We start from the raw sequence: 18,239 nt of genomic DNA on the forward strand, positions 1-18,239 counted from the left end.
AAACAGCTCACCACTATCAAGTCGTTTAGCGCTTACTGACATCCATGCAGTTCTAACTTTCGGTCACACCTGTTAATCCAAGGCATGGGCAGGGCTAGTGCAACATAGGGAAAAACTTCAAGGCGCTATGTTAGCGTATCGGACGCCTATGCCGGTGCCACGCTGGACGGACCGCCCAATTTGGCCGCCGTGTTAACGAAGGCTGCCACCTCGCGGGGCTCCAGGGCCTGTAACTTGGCGTCGGCCAGGATGTTGAGCCATACGGCTAGACGGGTGGCACAGGAAGGGATTTTCTGCGCTACGGCATTCGCATGCTCGAACAGCACACGTTCCAGATCCTCCGGGGGTAGCGGTTGCTGTTCCGGGCGCAAGGCGGCGGCGATATCGGAGGTAAGCACAGCCACGTCGAGGGGCAGTTCGGCGAGGCGCTGCTGGTAGGTCGGGGTTTGCGGCAGGGACATATAGGCACTTCCTAGGGTTGAGGCCGAATAGCGTAGATCAGGACAGACAACAGTGGATACTTTCTATTCTCCCACTGCTAGGGCCAGGAAGAAGGATAGGGATTCGAACCCCTGCCTACGTCCGCACAGACCGCTTCAGGCCAGTAAATCAGGAGTGATACCCATTGATTGATGGCATAGCGCGGCCTATTCCGGCCCACAATTTGCCCTTGCCCTAAATTTGCCCTAAAACAATCCGCCTCTACAGATAATCGACCATAACGCGCAGCTCGATCAGAGTTAGCAACACTGCCTCGTGAATGCCTTCGCCGATCAAAGTTCGTGCTCCTGACGCCGCGCCGTGGCGGCTGCTTCGAAAGTCTATACAAGCCTTCGATACTGGCCGCGTTGAGCACCTTGACCGCCTCCAGACCCAGCACAAAACCTTCGGCACGATCACTGGCGCGAAACAGATCGTCCGCCGTGTGCGCCAAGGCAATTTGGTTTAGCAGTTTCAGGGTCTGCACCTCCACCGCGTTCGGCAGGTTCAGAGCCGCCAACGTATCGGCCATGCTTACTCCCATTTCCAACCGTTGGTGTTCGCCGACGGCTCTGGCGTCAGCTCGAATTGCCCGACATTGACCAGCAGCCAGCCGCCGCCCGGTTCATTGCAGCCGTCGATCATTGGCCCCTGCACCAGGTGCCGTCAGGTAGGACCATCCGAAGCAGGTTGGCCGCCTTGGATCCTTGTAGATACTGCTGCAGTTCAATACGTACGCGCCCAGCGCCGGCATCGCTCAAACGCACAGGACATTCGAGCGTCGTCAGCTCAATCGGTGCCAGCCCTTGGTAGTGGGCGATCACGGCGACTGTAGTTAAGCCCTCATAGACGTACGACATGAACGTTGTTCCCTGTTCGAAGAAGTGGCCTGAATGCATCGACCAGACAGTGAGGGAATGGTAGACCAGCACAGTAGGGAGTGGGTTCCACGCTGCCAGAAAAAGGCCCCCACACCGGGCCAGGTGTGGGGGCCGATTGAACATAGGCTGGAATTCAATGTACTGGTCTTCAAAAATCGCGATCGGTTAAAAGCGACCCAACCACTGTCTTTGATCCCGTATTGGCATTGAGTCTGTTTTCCTAATTTTTTCCCCAAGAAGGGTAAGGGTCTCCTATAGTGTTTGTACTGGAAATACGTATGGGCTCGTGAAGAGCATTTCATCTACATATAAGGGCATTTATGAGCGAGATGGCTTGGAGCGACGACCTGTTAGATCGTAAAGTGCGTGCAGACTTTCTATCCAACTATCTGGATGAAAATATCTGTCGCGTACTGAATCTTGACTCTCCTTGGGGAGCCGGTAAAACTTATTTTCTAAAAAACTGGAAATTACAGCTCTTACAGGAAAACCAGCGACCTGTTGTTTATTTCAATGCTTGGGAAAATGATTTCTTGGGCGACCCTCTCCTGTCACTCGTATCCGTAATTCGCGATCAAATTTCCACCCAGGGTGGAACGCCTGCCTCAGTAAAGAAAAAAGTGAAGGAATTCACGAAAAGAGCGGGAGAATTAGCTATCGCCATTGCTCCGTCGATTATCAAGGCCGCAGCTAAGAAGCATCTCGGCGAAGACTTTCTAGATGTTTTAGACGGAGAAGCTAGTGCTGAGGCAGCGGAAAAATTCGTAGAGAAGATCTTAAACAAAAATCACGAAGCACTAAACGCAGTTGAGCACTTTCGTGAATCACTTACAGAACTATTCAAATCGGTGAGCAGTAAGAGCAATGGAAGGCCAGTTTTTATTTTTATCGATGAGCTGGACCGTTGTCGTCCTACATATGCAATAGAACTGCTCGAGCGGGTCAAACATTTTTTTGCGATCGAAGGATGCAGATTCGTAATAGCGACCGACACCGACCAGTTGGCGCATTCGATTTGTGCTGTCTACGGTACTGGATTCGCTTCTAAGCGGTATCTTAAAAGATTTTTTGACTCGACTTTCAAACTGGATAACACCCAGCTTGACAACTGGCTCGCTACGCATATCAGAAGTGAGATCTGCCCCCCATTTAACAATTACAGGATTTTTGTAAAAAATCTTGATACGTCTTCATATGGAATGAGAGACTTCGTTGAGACAATCTCAACAACGATGCTTAGCGAAAAACTAAATCCGCACCAGATTATATTCAAAGCGCTGACAACTGCCTTCAACTATCAGATACGAGACTTAGAAGCCATTCTTAAAAGAATCCACAGCTTTAATGGCTATTTTAATGAAGGCGGCTGGGACTTTTTCTTTTGTGCATACTTGTTATTTCTGGTTCACTCAGACATTGGAGTTGTGCAGCCATACGACTCATACCACACAGACTCAGAGTTCTGGAAGGAAATAAACACTAAATACCCAGCAAGTAAGACTTTATATACTGGCGTATCTAATGTATCGGTTCACGACTTAGCTAGAGCTTATTTTAGAGCGTTGAGTTTAACCGGCCGGACGTTAATGGATTTAGCAAACGGTGGAGGTCTACCGGGTTTGGTTGCACTCGATGTAATGCAGAACCCCATTCTTTACACTAGGTACTTTGATGTCGCCAAGCTTTCAGCTCAACTAACTTAGATAGATAGCCTCAGATTGCAAAAAGGGCCAGACCACAATATTCAGTCGATTCGTCTCGCCTCATCCGCAAGCCAGAGCACGCAGTAACGACGCATAAACCTCCGTCCTATCCCAATCCTGATAAACTGCCCAACCTTCGCCCCTCTGATTCAGATCCCCCAAATGCCTCTACAACCCGCCCCACTCTCCCGCCGCTTCTCCGTCGCCCCGATGATGGATTGGACTGACCGCCATTGCCGTTTCTTCCTACGCCTCCTGTCGAAGAACGCCCTGCTCTACACCGAAATGGTCACCACCGGCGCTCTCCTCAACGGCGATCACGAACGTTTCCTCCGTCACAACGAAGCCGAGCACCCTCTCGCGCTGCAGTTAGGCGGTAGCGTTCCGTTGGATCTGGCCGCCTGCGCGCGCATGGCCCAGGAACACGGTTACGACGAGGTAAACCTCAACGTCGGCTGCCCAAGCGATCGGGTGCAAAACAACATGATCGGCGCCTGCCTGATGGGTCACCCGCAACTGGTGGCGGATTGTGTGAAGGCGATGCGCGATGCGGTGTCGATTCCGGTAACAGTGAAGCACCGCATCGGCATCAACGGTCGGGACAGTTACGAGGAGTTGTGTGATTTCGTCGGCACAGTGCGCGATGCCGGGTGTACGAGTTTCACCGTGCATGCGCGAATTGCGATTCTGGAGGGGTTGTCGCCGAAGGAGAATCGCGACATTCCGCCATTGCGTTATGACGTGGCGGCGCAGCTGAAGGCGGATTTTCCGGAGTTGGAGATTGTGCTCAATGGCGGGATCAAGACGATGGAGGCTTGCCATGAGCATTTGCAGACGTTCGACGGTGTGATGTTGGGGCGTGAGGCTTATCACAATCCGTATTTGCTGGCGGAGGTGGATCAGCAGTTGTTTGGCAGTTCGGCGCCGGTGATCAGCCGGGCTGAGGCGTTGGCGCAGTTGCGGCCTTACATTGCCGAGCATTTGCTGGCCGGTGGGTCGATGCATCACATCACGCGGCATGTGCTAGGCCTAGGCACCGGGTTTCCGGGGGCGCGCAAGTTTCGGCAATTGTTGTCGGTGGATATTCACAAGGCAAAGGATCCGTTGGCGTTGCTGGATCAGGCGGCGGAGTTGTTGGCGGGTCGTTGATCGACGCGTTGAATGTGCGGGCAACGAATGAGCGTTGCTCGCGGTTTTGTTGTACCGACAGGATGTCTTTTGTTTATGCCCGCGTTTAGCTGTGTTTTATTCAAGCGATTCACCCTCCTCGCTTTACTCCTTACCGTCCCTGCCACCGCCTGCGCCAGTTGCGATTTTTTGAAAGGGTGCGGTGATGGGGAAGATGGCCCTTTTGAATCAACCCAGATGTCCGGCTTTCTGGTTTTCACGACGACCATGATCACGGTCGATGGGATGTCGGACATGTCCGGACTGAAAAAACGTGTGTATTCGGTAGAGGAAATCGAAGCGGCGCGGTATTTCCTCGCCAGCGACGGCATGCTGCAGGCCGCGTATTTCACCTCGGCCTTGCAGCATTTTCGTCAGGATTTGCCCAACTCGGAATTGAATGACCTCGCCGTCGCGGCACTGATCAGCACTCAGTGATCAGCTTGCCGCTGCGGCGCTCCAGTTCACCCAGCCGAAAGCCCACGTCGCCAGTATCAGCAAGCCAAACGCGATCCGGTACCAGGCGAACGCGGCGTAGCTGTGGTTGGCGATGAACTTGAGCAAACCGCGCACGGCGATCATCGCGAAGATGAATGCGGTGACGAAGCCCAGAGCGAAGACCGGCAGATCGCTTTGCTGGAACAGGTCTCGGTACTTGTAGCCGGAGTAGACCGCCGCACCAACCATCGTCGGCATGGCCAGGAAGAACGAGAACTCGGTGGCGGCTTTGCGCGAGAGGCCGAACAGCAGGCCGCCGATGATGGTCGAGCCGGAGCGCGAGGTGCCGGGAATCATCGCCAGGCATTGTACGAAACCGACCTTCAACGCGTCAGACCAGCGCATGTCGTCGACATGCTCGACGCTGATCACATGGTTACGCTGTTCGGCCCACAACATGATGATGCCGCCGACGACGAGTGCGACGGCTACGGTGATCGGGTTGAACAGGTAGTGATGAATCGCGTCAGCGAATAACACGCCCAATACCACTGCTGGGAGAAAAGCGATCAACAAGTTGAGGGTGAAACGCTGAGCATTGCGCTGAGTCGGCAGGCCTTTGACGATTTCGCAGATCTTTGGCCGGAACTCCCAGACGACGGCAAGAATGGCACCCAGTTGAATAATGATGTTGAACGCCATGGCGCGTTCGCCGCCGAACTCCAGGAGGTCGGCGACGATGATCTGGTGACCGGTACTGGAGATCGGCAAGAATTCGGTGAGGCCTTCAACCGCGCCTAAAATCAACACTTGGAAAAGGGTCCAGAAATCCATTAATCCTCCGTCAGAGCGCTCTTGGCGGGCGACTGGTTTATAACACTCAGGGATTGAGTATCTGAAAAAATACAAAGGCGGCGAGCTTTTGTTCTTATTGGCCAAGGAGATTACGTCTTATCAAAAGACACACTCAAGCCATGTTAATAAACGTCCGCCTACGAACTAATGTGAAAAAATTTAGGCACTTAGTAGTAAAAAGTTCATCTAGACAATAAAGTGTGATCTGGCTCACACTATGCGGGATGGCCAGACAGTGGCCAATGGACACAAATAAAGCTGTCGCATTGAGTTCAAAATAGTGGCACAATTTCATATTGCCACCATCTAACGACTAGTTCACACTCCCGAAAAAATCAACTAAAAGCTTGAATTGCTTAATTATTGTTAGAAAACTCGGGAGCCACGTCTAAAATCCGCTTAAATGTTACCAATTGTCAGTCACAGATGAGAACCGGTGCTTTAACATCCAGATGTCAGCACCTAATTCGAGTCAATGCATGATGCTCTCAGGGAACTTGGCGACTAGTAGTCCGCGCCCGACAAACGACGAACCAGGTGTTCTCACTCTGGGCCGTACCCGTGGCGTGGCTGAACACTTCAGGTCGCTACTCGCCAAGCACGTGCGAACCGATATGGCACTTGAAGTCGATTCGTTCACTAGTTCATATAAGCAGAATGAACGCTCTGGTTCGTATCGTGCCATCTTCATTGTCATCGACAGCCCACAGGCCCTCGAAGATAATCTCGCGCTGGTGGAGAACCTGCGCACCGACAACTTGAAACCGATTATCTGCACGGTCATTACTGGCCGGGGCGCCTTCAACAAGATCAAATACTATCTTGCCGGGGCGGACTTCTGTATCAAGTTCAATACCTTATCCGACGACAGTGCCGAGTTGCTGGGCGAGTTCTTCAGCAGTGAAGAATGGCAGCGCGATATCAGTCTGACGCTTGATCCCACACGCATTTGCCTGTTGGGCACCAGCCAGAAACTCGACATCTCGTTTGCCGAAATGAAGATTCTCGAAGCGTTTGCGCAAACCAGTAATCACATTCTCAGCCATGATGAAATCGCCACCATCATGGGGCTCAATACCAATTTCTACGACCCGAGGGCGCTGGAGAAATCGATCAGCCGCTTGCGTGGAAAAATCAAGGACATGTATGGTACAAACGCGATTCAGAGTATCCGCGGCTATGGCTATCGCCTGATGCGGGGCCTGATATCGACTGCCTGATCAAGGGCAGCCACCCTTTTGCATACGAACGAAGGATCGTCTGATGCAACCATATAGCTCTCGTTGTACTTCATATCTACCTATAACAAAGCACTTGAATGAGCGCGACACCATAACAATAAACTCAACAACATAGCAGCAGATCGAGTGGAACTTATCGAGGGCCATTTTCGGGCCCAGACCCTGCCTGTCGATTACTTCCAAGGAAGTCATTGCTCGCCTGCCGAATGACCTTTTAGCCAATTTTTGGTACGCAGTTAAGGAGAGAGACATGGAAACTAGTACAACCCTCCCCAGAAAATATTTTGTCGTCGTGACTCACAGTACAACGTCGCAGCGTGAACTTGAGAGCATTCTGTCCAGCGAGCGTTTCAATTCGTTTGGCACATCTCAGGCGCAAATGTTTATTGAAGGTGCTACTTCACCCTCTTCCGCTCCGATGCTGATGGAGTTCACTTACCCAAGCGGCACCCGCAAGAACGTCGCCCGCACCATTGAACACGACACCCAGCGAATACTGGCCACGCTCGAGTCTGAATGGCGCGCCGCACAATCGACGAATCCATTTCAAAGCGTTCCGGCAATGACTGGGGAAACCAGCAACTTGCCTCAAGCTATAACAGGCGATACACCTGGCACCGAAACCTGGCACCTGGACAATGATCAAGGCGCACTGGTCAAGGAAGATGTGCAGATCAGTCTTACCGGACTGGAAACCGCATTGGTCAGGAAAATGCTCCATCATGAAGAGCGCGTTGTCAGTCGAGATGACTTGATCCTCAGCATTGGCCGAGAGCCCGAACAGTATCGCGGTCTGGAAATGTGCCTGAGTCGCCTGCAAGACAAATTCAAAAGCGCCAGTAATGGTGAGCGGCTATTTCGTGCCGTAAGAAACCGCGGTTATTGCCTCATTCAGGACATCGTCGCGTAAACACTGCGACCACCGCGAACAAAACAAACAGATAACAGTGCGATTACAAAAACAACAAGAGCACTCTGTTTGAACTCACCTCCCTTGATAGATTGAAACTCCCTGCCTCCACCCTTTCAACAGTAACAAATACAACATCACTTATTCACCTCCTTCTCTACGACCTTTTCTAACAAGCCAGTATTTAATTATTAAAAAGTTGGCAATGTGCCATCTTGTTAGAACTCGTCAGACACCATTCTCCGACAATAACTTAGTCTATTGACTGACGACAGTTCGGCATATCGACGTTGTTACCTCAGAACACTCGTTAAAACAAAAACAATAAATCTGACTAACAACTCGGCTTTCAACTGTTGAAACCTGAATGGACGTCTTTTGGGGATATCGTATGGATCTTTCTCTCAGTATCAATCGAAGCACGGGCCTCAAGGGACTGACCTTTTGGGGCCAATGGGCGCTGGCGCAGGGATTTATTGTTGCTCTGCTGTTTGTACTGGCCGAACAGCACACCGGAACCGTCGCGTTCTATTACCGAATGTGCGCAACGCTAGCGGTACTGGCCTCAGTACCGGCCTATACGTTCAGTGGCGTTTATCGCAAACGCGACAACTACCTGACCGGACTGGGTCGGCTGTTCATGGGTTGGTCGATGACCATGGCGGCGCTGGCGTTCATCGCATTTGTCTGCAAGGCCGATGAGCTGTTTTCCCGGCAGGTGATCTTGAGCTGGGCGGTTTATGGCTTCCTTGGTCAGGCGTTGCTGTACGCGCCGCTGCATGCGTTCTCGAAGTTCTATCAGCGTTCGCGCAAAAGCGAGCACAAGACCCTGATTGTGGGGACAGGTGAACTGGCATTGGGCCTGGCGAAAAAACTCAGCCAGATCGAAAACCTGCCGCTGGTGGGATTGGTCAGCAACGGTAGCCTGCCCACCCTGGATTCCGATGCTCCACGCGTTGTCGGCGCTCAGGAACAGTTGCTGGAGCTGATCAAGGCCCACGACATCCGCCGCTTGTACATCACCCTGCCGCTGTCGGAAGCGGCGAAAATCGAAGCCATGTATGTCGACTTGCTGGGTGCCAACGTGGATGTTGTCTGGGTGCCGGACCTGAACAGTCTGACCCTGCTCAATCACTCGGTGAAAGTCGTGGACGGTCTGCCGGCGATCTACTTGAACGAGAGCCCGCTGACCAGCCGACCGACCGCAGCACTAAGCAAAAGCCTGGCGGAAAAAAGCGTGGCGCTGCTGGCCATCCTTCTGCTGAGCCCGGTGCTGCTGATCATTGCTCTGGCGGTAAAACTGAACTCGCCTGGCCCGGTGTTCTTCAAGCAGGATCGCCATGGCTGGAACGGCAAGGTGATCAAGGTCTGGAAGTTCCGCTCGATGCGTGTTCACGATGACCGCGATGTCAAACAGGCCAGCCGCAACGACTCGCGCATCACCGCCGTCGGACGCTTTATCCGCCGCACATCGCTGGACGAGTTGCCGCAACTGTTCAACGTGCTGCAGGGGCATATGGCACTGGTTGGCCCGCGTCCACACGCCGTCGCGCACAACCATTTCTACTCGGGGAAAATCCTCGCCTACATGGCGCGTCACCGGATTAAACCGGGCATTACCGGACTGGCGCAAATCAGCGGCTGCCGGGGTGAGACCGACACCCTCGACAAGATGCAAAAGCGTGTCGAGATCGACCTGCAGTACATCAACAACTGGTCGTTGTGGCTCGACCTGAAGATCCTGGTGAAGACACCGTTTACGCTGTTGTCGAAGGATATCTACTGAGATTCAGCGCTGCGCAAGGCAAGACCGCAAGGGGACGAAAGTCCCCTTTTTTGTGCCCCGGATTTGGGGTTCGCCATGTAGGAGTGAGCCTGCTCGCGATGGCGGTGTGTCAGGCATGCAGATGGCGACTGGTCGGGCGCTATCGCGAGCAGGCTCACTCCTACAGGGGATCGTGTGTTGGCCAGGATTTTGGATTCGACACAACACCACTGTGGGAGCGTGGCTTGCCCGCGATGGCGTCAGGTCAGTCAACATTGATGCCGAATGGACCGCCGTCATCGCTGGCAAGCCAGCTCCCACAAGGGATTGATGGTGGCCCGGGATTTGGCGACAGCACAGCTCACAAAAGGAGCTGCAGATAAGCCGGGATTTCGGACTCCACACAACACCACTGTGGGAGCGGGCTTGCCCGCGATTGCGTCCGCCCAGTCAACATTGATGCCGAATGGACCGCCGTCATCGCTGGCAAGCCAGCTCCCACAGGGGATTGATGGTGGCCCAGGATTTGGCGAAAGCACAGCTCACAAAAGGAGCTGCAGATAAGCCGGAATTTTGGACCAGTCACAAACCCCCTGTGGGGGCCGACTTGCCCGCGATTGCGTCCGCCCAGTCAACATTGATGCCGAATGGACCGTCGTCATCGCTGGCAAGCCAGCTCCCACAAGGGATTGATGGTGGCCCAGGATTTGGCGACAGCACAGCTCACAAAAGGAGCTGCAGATAAGCCGGGATTTCGGACTCCACACAAACCCCCTGTGGGAGCGGGCTTGCCCGCGATGGCGTCCGCCCAGTCAACATTGATGCTGAATGTGCCGCCGTCATCGCTGGCAAGCCAGCTCCCACAGGGATTGGATTTGGTACTGGGATTACTCGGTGATCTTCTCGAAGTTGCGATAGAACATGTCGTCATCCCGGCTATCGGTCATCGAATGCAGTTGATAACCCCGATTAAGCCTTGCGCCACCGTCACGGGTCAGCGGTGCCCACACGAGGTTGGCGCGGCGCATGGTCGACATGCTCATCATTTCGTCGAACGGGATGGACAGGTAGATGCCCTTGTCGAAGCTACCCTCCCCGTACTCGGCACTGCCGGCCGTGGTGATGGTCGCCCAGGCACCGAAGCGCACGCCGTTGGAGAACTCGCGGGAGATGTCCAGCGTACCGCCCCAGTCACCGGCCAGATACCTGCCGACACTGACAGCGGCGAGTGTGTCATACGGCAAATCGGTGTAACCGGTGATATGCCCGGTCACCACCGAGTAATCGCGCAAACCAAACCCCTGATCGAATTCCCGCTGACGCACGTAGTTCAGATCCGCACCCACCGACCAGCGCTCGCCCGTCGGGCGGAACAGCACCTCGCCCCCGACCCCGGCAAACATCGATTCCAGATAACCGCCATAAACCATGCCATACAGATCTTTATCCAACTGCTCGGTGTGGCTGAGCTGGAACATCGGCATGGTCACTTCGGATTCGGTCAGGTACTGACGCAAATCCGTACGCACACGCGGCAAACCGCTGGGTGCGTCATAGGTGAATTTGTCGAAGTTGTTGATCAGGTTGGCGCTGAGCAAACCACTCCACCAGGTGCTGCGATTGAAACGGTATTCGGCATCCGCATCGGCACTGAATTGATAGAGCAAACCATCCGGGCCGCCGACGTTCTGCTTGAAGCCCAGACCGACGGCATAACTGAAATGTTGCGGCGCTTCGGTGTAGAGGGTTTTCTCGTTGTGCGGCATCGCCGGATTGACTTCGGTAGTGCGGTGCAGCGATTGCAGCGGCTCCTCGTTGTTGATCACTTCGCGGAAGGTCTGGCGCGGCACGCTGGTTTCTTCCAGCGGCAAGTCGTAGCGCTTGTTGACCACGGTGAACCAGTTGATGTCGTCGTTGACACTGTTGTCGAGAATCCGGCTCGCCCGCCCCACTGCTTTGGACGAATGAAAATAACGCTGTTGCTCGCCATACACGATCAACTCGGAATCGCGCTGGCTGATGCGCTCGACCTTGTAGCCGGCATTCTGCTGCAAACGCTGCGAGACGTTGGCCCAGTCAACCTGCTCCATCGCGGTGGTTGGCATCTTCGCCGGCAAAGGCTCGGGCATTGGATCGTAAGTCTTCGCCGGCGCCTTGCGACTGACGAAGTTGGTGTGGAAGGTGATGCCGAACATCGCCGTATTGCCACGCTCCCACGCCGCGCTGACGTCGACCGAATCCGCCACTTTGAACACCGCGCCGAAGTTGATCGGCGAGTCCTGCTTGATGATGTTGTCCTTCGGCTCGTGCTTGTAATCGTTGCCTTCGTATTCGAGTTTCAGGCTCAGGCGATCCCAAGGCGTCTGATAACTCATGCCACCAAACAACGAAGGCCTGCCGCGAAAGTACGAACCTGAGTTGACGTCACCGGTGCCTTCGAGCGCGGGCCGGGTATCGAAGCGATCACTGACATAGCCCAGCGGGTTATCCATGTCGCCTCGGTTGCCCAGATAACCCCAGGCAATGCCGGCGCTGAAATCGAAATTGTCGTAGCGTTTGTTGGCGACAAAAAACTCACTGGAGAACAAACCCGTACCACCGACGTCTCGGAAACCCAGTGCGACATCGGGCAACCAATGGCTCTCCTGCCACAGCCGGACTTTGACGTCGACCGCCTTGTCCTTATAGCTTTGGCTGCCGCTGAGGGCCTCCGAGCCGTACGGCCGGTTGGTGATCGCGGTGTAACGAAAGGAACCTTCGAGCCAGTCCAATGGCTGCAACGAAACGCTGTAGCGACTGTAGGGCTCGGTGCGGTTGGCGTTGACGCTCAACTCGCCGGCCGGGGCCATGCGTGCCGTCGGCGTCTGCAACAGACCGCTGCCACCAAAGTCATTTTGAGTAATGCGCGGCTCGGCATGCGCCAGACCACAGGGCAATAACAACACGGCTGCAAAACGTAACTTCAACGAACCACCTCGGCCAGCTGCGTGGCAATCAATTCGGCCAACTGCTGATTCAACTCAGGGACAGGCGGATCCAGATCATCATTTTTCACCGGCACCAGAATCTTGCTGCCGGCCACCGGAAACTGCCCGCTCTCGCGATTCCAGTGGGCAATGCCGACGCGCCGCGAGACGCCGTTGGGCTGGATCAGCCACAGGTAATCGGCCTCGGCATCGTCCAGCGGCGGGCAGCTTTCCAGATATTCACGGGCTTCCAGCAAGGGCTGATAAGGCAAATGGCAGGTTTCGGCGACAGCGCCGAGCACCTCAACTTCGTCGACGCGTTTCGGGTAGATCAGGCGATCGCCATCGTCCAGCCGAATGTTGCGGGCGAAGCCGACTTCAATCGCCACCGGGTCGAGATCGGCGATCTGCCGTCCGGTGACCGGCATTTCCCGCACTTGCTCAATCAACCGTTGCGCCAGCACCACCCGACTCGGTCTATCGAAGAGCGCCGCCATGCGTTGCAACACGTCCAGATCGAACAGCACGCCAGCCTTGAGCCGCGTCTGCTCTTCCAGCAATGACTGACGCAACAAGACACCCGCCAGCCAATAACCTTCGGCATTCGGGACAGCTTCGTTGATCACATCGAGCAGGCGCCCACCCGCCGGCAGCTTGACCGGCCCGGGGTTGGCGACATCACCGCTGACGGTGACGGCGGCCTGGCTGATGCCGCTGATCAACAACAGGCACGCCGACAGCATCCTGAACCGCTTCACGGCAGGTGCCTGCGATCAGGGGTCAGTTGCACAATCTTCACGCGCAATTGCGCGGTCAGTTGCTGCTCACTCTTGACGATGAATCCGTCACGCGGATCGACCCAATAACGATTGGTCGCACTCAGACCGATGGCCGGGGCGTCAATCTGCTCATCGACACGCAGCACGGTGTATTCCTTGTCGAGAATGTCCAGGGTTTCCGTGGCGCGACGGATGAAGCGACTGTTGACGATCACCCCGACTTCCTGGCCCTTGTAGAGATCGATCCATCGGCGGCTGGTGAAGCCATCGGCAACTTGATGCAAACCCGATTTGAACGGCGAGTCATCCGCCAGTCGCGTGCCGTCGAGATCGCCCTCAAGGCCCAGACCAATGCTGCGCACGGCGAGACCATTGCGCAGGAGCAAAACCTGTTTGCCGGAGGCGACCCAGAACTGCAGGTCCTCACGCTCGCGCACCAGCGCCAGCACCCCGGAGCCGGACGGCGTGGTCAGTTTGAGCTGCGGATAATTGACCTCGGCCACCTGGGCCGGCGTCACGTCCACTTCATCCGGGCCGATCACCGCCGATTTGAGGTTGTTCAGCGACGCGCTCATCAGCGGGTTACAACCACACAACAACAGGGCCGCCATCAGGCAGACGCCAACTTTCAACGTGTTCACAGTCGGCGACCTTATTTGCTGTTGTTACTGAATTCGCTCCAGTTCTTCGCTGCGGAAGCCCCGGTTCCGACAATCGATGCCGACGGCACCAATTGGCTGATGAAGCGGTTCCAGCGCGTCACGTTGGCAGGCCCGACATACACGACGTCCTGTGGGCGTACTTCAAAGTGCGTGGCGAGTGCCATGGCGGTCGGCGATTCGGCATTCAACTGGTAGATCTTCGCCGGTTCGACATCAAGGTTTTCCACACCACGAATGACGTACACCGCGTTGCCGTTGGAGGTGGTCTGGCTCAAGCCGCCGACCGAACCGAGCACATCGGAAAGGTTCATGGTCGCGGTCTTGAAACTCAATGCGCGCGGCTGATTGACCTCGCCCATCACATAGATGCGCTTGTTGTCGTTGTACGGCAGATACAACTGGTCGCCACCCTTGAGGTAGACGCCCTGCAACTCAGAATCCTGCTGGTTGAGCGAGTCGAGATTGAGCGGATAGACCCGCCCGTTGCGCGTCAGTGTCAGGCCCGACAAGTCGGCATTGTTGGTGTCGATGCCAGCCGTGCCGAGGGCCTCGACCACGCTCAGCGGATTGGTCGAAATCGCTTGCGGGCCGGCCTTGCCAACCGCGCCGGTGACCACGACTTTCTGACTGGCGAAACGCAGCACGGCGACGTCTACCTGCGGCTCGGCGATAAACGCCGACAGGCGCTGTTCGATGTCCGCGCGCAGTTGCTGGATAGTCCGGCCGGCGGCCTGGACTTCCTTGATGAACGGGTAATACAGCGTGCCATCGGAACGCACCAGACGGCCGTTGGCATCGATCTGTTGTTGCGCGCCGGACGGGGCCGTCAGTTCGGGGTGATCCCAGACCGTGATGTACAACACATCGTTATTGCCGATGCGATATTCGGCCGGGGTCGCCAACAGCTCCTTCGGCACCGACGTGCGCTTTTGCGTGGCGCGAGTGGTGGAAATCAGCTTGGGGGTGATCGGGATCAGCTCGACCCGGCTGCTTTCACTGGCCCCTTGGCGGGTGATGTCACTGGTGCTCAGGTATTGGCCCGGGGAAAACATGCAACCTTGTAAAGCGAGACTTGCCAACATTAAAAGAGAAAAACTACGAGTCATAATGGCACTACGCTATTCAAGGGCGAATCTAAAAAGAAGTCACCCGACTTGCGTCGGGCGACCCTTACTGCACTAACAAAAACGTCTGTTAGTTATGCGTGCCGGTTGTACCGGTGGTACCCGTCGTACCGGTGGTACCGCCGTTGGCACTGCCACCGCTGTTGGACGCCGCTACAGCACTGGCAACCATTGCAGTACTGGCTGCAGGCGCTTGAGAAGCCGCTACATTGCCACCTACATTGGTTACCGCTGTCAGCGGCGCTTCAGCTGCGGCAGCCCAGTTGCTCAACATCGTCAACAGGGCAACTGCCATCACTTTTTTCATATCAACTCCTTTCTAACATTCATCCTGTTAAAAACCGGCGTGTGTTAGAGGTGGTAGAGTTCAAGTCCGCGAAAAATGCGAACAAGATCCGTTGTTCTTTCACAGTCTTACCCAACTGATAAAAGTCGAACGGCAGGTTTATATCTACGGACTTGCAAAAGGCATTTCCAGCGTATTTTCCAGACGATATCTAACACCTGACCGAAACTAACATTCGGTATCAAAACGACATTATCCGAGATAGCCGTTTGGATGACTCGATTGCCAGCGCCAAGTGTCGGTGACCATGTCCTGCAAGTTACGCGTGGCTTTCCAGCCCAACTCTTTCGCAGCTTTGGAAGCGTCGGCCCAACTCTCGGCGATATCCCCCGAACGACGTGGCATCACCCGATAAGGCACCGGTTGTCCGCTGGCCTGTTCGAAAGCGCGCAGCACTTGCAACACGCTGTAGCCATCGCCGGTGCCAAGGTTCCAGGTATGAATGCCGCTGCGCCCGCTGATCGACTGCAAGGCCTTCAAGTGCCCGTCCGCCAGGTCGACGACGTGGATGTAGTCGCGCACACCGGTGCCATCGACTGTCGGGTAATCGTCGCCGAAGATCGACAGCTCCGGCAGGCTACCGACCGCGACCTGACTGATGTAAGGCAGCAGGTTGTTGGGGATGCCGTTGGGATCCTCGCCCATCTGCCCGCTGTGATGCGCGCCGATCGGGTTGAAGTAACGCAGCAAAGCGATGCTCCAGCGCGGTTCGGACTGACACAGATCGCGCAGCACGTTCTCGACGATCAGCTTGGATTGACCGTAGGGGTTGGTCGGGTTGCCGGTCGGGAAGTCTTCACGGATCGGCATCTGCTCAGGCTCACCGTAAACGGTGGCCGATGAGCTGAACACCAGCCGGAACACCCCCGCCGCTGCCATCGCCTGACACAGCGTGATGCTGCCGCTGACATTGGTTTCGTAATACGCCAAAGGCTGGCGCACGCTCTCGCCGACGGCCTTGAGCCCGGCAAAGTGCAGCACGGCTTCGATGGCGTGCTCCTGGAAAATCCGATCCAGCAGCGCGCGGTCGCAGACGTCACCGCGAATCATCAACGCGCTCTTGCCGCAGATGGCTTCTACCGCATGCAGTGCCGCGTCGCTGCTGTTGCAGAGATTATCCAGCACGACAACTTCATAACCCGCTTCAAGCAAAGCAAGTGTGGTGTGCGAGCCGATATAGCCGGCGCCACCGGTTACCAGAATCTTCATAGCGCGGTCCGTTAGTGGATAAGTAGCCGGTAGGTTGTCAAGCCTGTTGTTGTGCAGATGTGTCGCAATCCACATAAATAAGGCGACAACAACAAAAAACAAATTCAGTTCAATGACTGGCAATAAATATTTTTGCAAGTCACACTGTATCGCCCGCTACTTATTAGCACTGCAAGTGCAAACACCACTATCAACAGATACCGACTAAAAATAACTAATAACGCTCTAACCGACATCTAATAACATTGTCGTGTTTTACCGTCAGCGCCAATTGCCATTAATAACCTGACTCAGGTATTAAAGTAAGCCTTCAATACTCATTGAAACTTGCAGCCATTCGTTATGGCCCGCAACCGTTGCCTGTGTTCCATGACTGTCCAGGATACTTTTATGATTCGTAAATGTTTGTTCCCCGCTGCCGGCTATGGCACGCGTTTCTTGCCGGCCACCAAAGCCATGCCGAAAGAGATGCTGCCGATCGTCAACAAGCCGTTGATCGAATACGCCGTTGAAGAAGCACGGGACGCTGGCCTGCAACACATGGCCATCGTCACCGGTCGCGGCAAGCGTGCGCTGGAAGACCATTTCGACATCAGCTATGAACTGGAACACCAGATTCGCGGCACCGAGAAAGAGAAGTTCCTCGCCGGCACCCGCGAGCTGATCGATACCTGCACCTTCTCCTACACCCGTCAGGTGGAAATGAAAGGCCTTGGCCACGCGATTCTCAGCGGTCGCCCCTTGATCGGCGACGAACCCTTCGCCGTGGTGCTGGCCGATGACCTGTGCCTGAACCTGGAAGGTGACGGCGTGCTCACGCAGATGATCGAGCTCTACAAGAAATTCCGCTGCTCGATCGTCGCCATCCAGGAAGTCCCGGCTGACCAGACGCACAAGTACGGCGTGATCGCCGGCGAACTGATGTCCGACGGCATCTACCGCGTCAACAACATGGTGGAAAAACCCGCCCCGCAGGATGCGCCGTCGAACCTGGCGATCATCGGTCGCTACATCTTGACCCCGGACATTTTCGACCTGATCGCCGACACCCAACCGGGCAAGGGCGGTGAAATCCAGATCACCGACGCGCTGATGAAACAGGCGCAGAACGGTTGCGTGCTGGCCTACAAGTTCAAGGGCCTGCGCTTCGACTGCGGCGACGCCGAGGGCTACTTGCAAGCAACCAATTTCTGCTACGAAAACGTTTACCTCAAGGGCCGCTGAGACGGCGCCCTTCTCCCAACGAGGCCACCATGAACATTGCACAACATTCCGTAGAGATTGAACGCGAGGTGGATAACCTCGGGGTGATGAGTTGGTTGTCCCGCCATCAGCCGTTGCCCAGCGCCAACGAGTCCTGGCTGGGCACGATTTTGCTGGTGGAGCGGATTGGCATGTTTCCTTCGTCTGGCGACATTCGCCGGACGATGGCCGATCCCTATCCCCTGCTCGCCCATCTGAAAAAACTGTATGGCGAGCAGGCGCTGGAAATGGATGACAGTGATGGGCTGAAGGTGATTTTCGGTGACTGGCGCTTTCGCGTGCGCATCTGCTGCAACGAACCGGCGATCATCATCAACGTCGAAACCCGTTGTGATACGCGATTGATGCCGCAGAAGGTTACGGAATTGCTCGATCAAATCGACGCCTTCGAATAATGCCCCTCACCTGATCGTTCCCACGCTCTGCGTGGGAATGCATCCAGTGACGCTC

The 18,239-nt window shown here is 55.3% G+C and carries 18 protein-coding genes; 8 read left to right on the forward strand and 10 right to left on the reverse strand.

Annotated features, from left to right (window positions below; translation table 11 throughout):
• Positions 1-146: 146 nt before the first annotated feature.
• The 3 genes from ACIONG_RS08760 to ACIONG_RS08770 all read right to left on the reverse strand — a co-directional run bounded on the left by ACIONG_RS08760 (position 147) and on the right by ACIONG_RS08770 (position 1,340).
• On the reverse strand, positions 147-461 hold the full coding sequence (locus ACIONG_RS08760; RefSeq protein WP_064120714.1) for a hypothetical protein: 315 nt from the start codon (positions 459-461) through the stop codon (positions 147-149).
• A gap of 77 nt (positions 462-538) precedes the next feature.
• Positions 539-1,012, reverse strand: coding sequence for a hypothetical protein (locus tag ACIONG_RS08765; protein ID WP_401298263.1), 474 nt, complete (start codon positions 1,010-1,012; stop codon positions 539-541).
• Positions 1,013-1,121: 109 nt separating this feature from the next.
• Positions 1,122-1,340 carry a hypothetical protein gene (locus ACIONG_RS08770; protein WP_401298266.1) on the reverse strand — a complete coding sequence of 73 codons (219 nt, stop codon included), beginning with the start codon at positions 1,338-1,340 and terminating at the stop codon, positions 1,122-1,124.
• Between the two features lie 341 nt (positions 1,341-1,681).
• On the opposite strand from ACIONG_RS08770, the gene ACIONG_RS08775 reads away from it, so the two are divergent.
• The 3 genes from ACIONG_RS08775 to ACIONG_RS08785 all read left to right on the forward strand — a co-directional run bounded on the left by ACIONG_RS08775 (position 1,682) and on the right by ACIONG_RS08785 (position 4,669).
• Positions 1,682-3,064 (forward strand): P-loop NTPase fold protein, encoded by a 1,383-nt coding sequence (locus ACIONG_RS08775; RefSeq protein WP_401298269.1) that lies wholly within the window; start codon positions 1,682-1,684, stop codon positions 3,062-3,064.
• Between the two features lie 162 nt (positions 3,065-3,226).
• Entirely contained in the window at positions 3,227-4,213 is a 987-nt protein-coding gene (gene dusA / locus ACIONG_RS08780; RefSeq protein WP_401298272.1) for a tRNA dihydrouridine(20/20a) synthase DusA, read from the forward strand.
• A gap of 273 nt (positions 4,214-4,486) precedes the next feature.
• Positions 4,487-4,669 (forward strand): DUF2388 domain-containing protein, encoded by a 183-nt coding sequence (locus tag ACIONG_RS08785; RefSeq protein ID WP_401298275.1) that lies wholly within the window; start codon positions 4,487-4,489, stop codon positions 4,667-4,669.
• On the opposite strand, the gene ACIONG_RS08790 is transcribed toward ACIONG_RS08785, so the two are convergent.
• On the reverse strand, positions 4,670-5,503 hold the full coding sequence (locus ACIONG_RS08790) for an undecaprenyl-diphosphate phosphatase (protein ID WP_401298277.1): 834 nt from the start codon (positions 5,501-5,503) through the stop codon (positions 4,670-4,672). It abuts the gene before it with no gap.
• A 500-nt stretch (positions 5,504-6,003) separates the two neighbouring features.
• Here ACIONG_RS08790 and ACIONG_RS08795 point away from each other — a divergent pair, with 500 nt between their 5' ends.
• From ACIONG_RS08795 to ACIONG_RS08805, 3 genes are all read left to right on the forward strand, one after another.
• A complete protein-coding gene (locus ACIONG_RS08795) occupies positions 6,004-6,744 on the forward strand; it encodes a winged helix-turn-helix domain-containing protein (RefSeq protein ID WP_103305107.1) in 741 nt (246 codons plus the stop codon).
• 271 nt (positions 6,745-7,015) lie between these two features.
• Positions 7,016-7,675 (forward strand): helix-turn-helix domain-containing protein, encoded by a 660-nt coding sequence (locus tag ACIONG_RS08800; RefSeq protein ID WP_315448554.1) that lies wholly within the window; start codon positions 7,016-7,018, stop codon positions 7,673-7,675.
• Between the two features lie 391 nt (positions 7,676-8,066).
• On the forward strand, positions 8,067-9,461 hold the full coding sequence (locus ACIONG_RS08805; protein WP_103305105.1) for an undecaprenyl-phosphate glucose phosphotransferase: 1,395 nt from the start codon (positions 8,067-8,069) through the stop codon (positions 9,459-9,461).
• Positions 9,462-10,327: 866 nt separating this feature from the next.
• Here ACIONG_RS08805 and ACIONG_RS08810 read toward each other — a convergent pair.
• From ACIONG_RS08810 to galE, 6 genes are all read right to left on the reverse strand, one after another.
• Positions 10,328-12,406 (reverse strand): YjbH domain-containing protein, encoded by a 2,079-nt coding sequence (locus ACIONG_RS08810; RefSeq protein WP_401298282.1) that lies wholly within the window; start codon positions 12,404-12,406, stop codon positions 10,328-10,330.
• A complete protein-coding gene (locus ACIONG_RS08815; protein WP_401298285.1) occupies positions 12,403-13,164 on the reverse strand; it encodes a capsule biosynthesis GfcC family protein in 762 nt (253 codons plus the stop codon). The genes ACIONG_RS08810 and ACIONG_RS08815 overlap by 4 nt, the downstream gene beginning before the upstream one ends.
• The gene (locus ACIONG_RS08820; protein WP_213026112.1) at positions 13,161-13,826 is read right to left on the reverse strand and encodes a YjbF family lipoprotein; all 666 of its coding nucleotides are present in this window, start codon (positions 13,824-13,826) and stop codon (positions 13,161-13,163) included. Before ACIONG_RS08820 ends, ACIONG_RS08815 begins: the two co-directional genes overlap by 4 nt.
• Before the next feature lie 11 nt (positions 13,827-13,837).
• Positions 13,838-14,899 (reverse strand): polysaccharide biosynthesis/export family protein, encoded by a 1,062-nt coding sequence (locus ACIONG_RS08825; RefSeq protein WP_249412061.1) that lies wholly within the window; start codon positions 14,897-14,899, stop codon positions 13,838-13,840.
• A gap of 142 nt (positions 14,900-15,041) precedes the next feature.
• Complete coding sequence (locus ACIONG_RS08830) at positions 15,042-15,278, reverse strand: hypothetical protein (protein ID WP_007910552.1); 237 nt, start codon at positions 15,276-15,278, stop codon at positions 15,042-15,044.
• A gap of 231 nt (positions 15,279-15,509) precedes the next feature.
• Entirely contained in the window at positions 15,510-16,526 is a 1,017-nt protein-coding gene (galE, locus tag ACIONG_RS08835; RefSeq protein ID WP_103305100.1) for a UDP-glucose 4-epimerase GalE, read from the reverse strand.
• A 390-nt stretch (positions 16,527-16,916) separates the two neighbouring features.
• Here galE and galU point away from each other — a divergent pair, with 390 nt between their 5' ends.
• Both galU and ACIONG_RS08845 read left to right on the forward strand, forming a co-directional pair.
• Positions 16,917-17,750 (forward strand): UTP--glucose-1-phosphate uridylyltransferase GalU, encoded by an 834-nt coding sequence (gene galU / locus ACIONG_RS08840; protein WP_007910549.1) that lies wholly within the window; start codon positions 16,917-16,919, stop codon positions 17,748-17,750.
• 29 nt (positions 17,751-17,779) lie between these two features.
• The gene (locus ACIONG_RS08845; RefSeq protein WP_401298289.1) at positions 17,780-18,184 is read left to right on the forward strand and encodes a mannose-1-phosphate guanylyltransferase; all 405 of its coding nucleotides are present in this window, start codon (positions 17,780-17,782) and stop codon (positions 18,182-18,184) included.
• Positions 18,185-18,239: the final 55 nt, after the last annotated feature.

The sequence above is a fragment of the Pseudomonas sp. NPDC087817 genome (assembly GCF_044742875.1).
Classification (GTDB): Bacteria; Pseudomonadota; Gammaproteobacteria; order Pseudomonadales; family Pseudomonadaceae; genus Aquipseudomonas.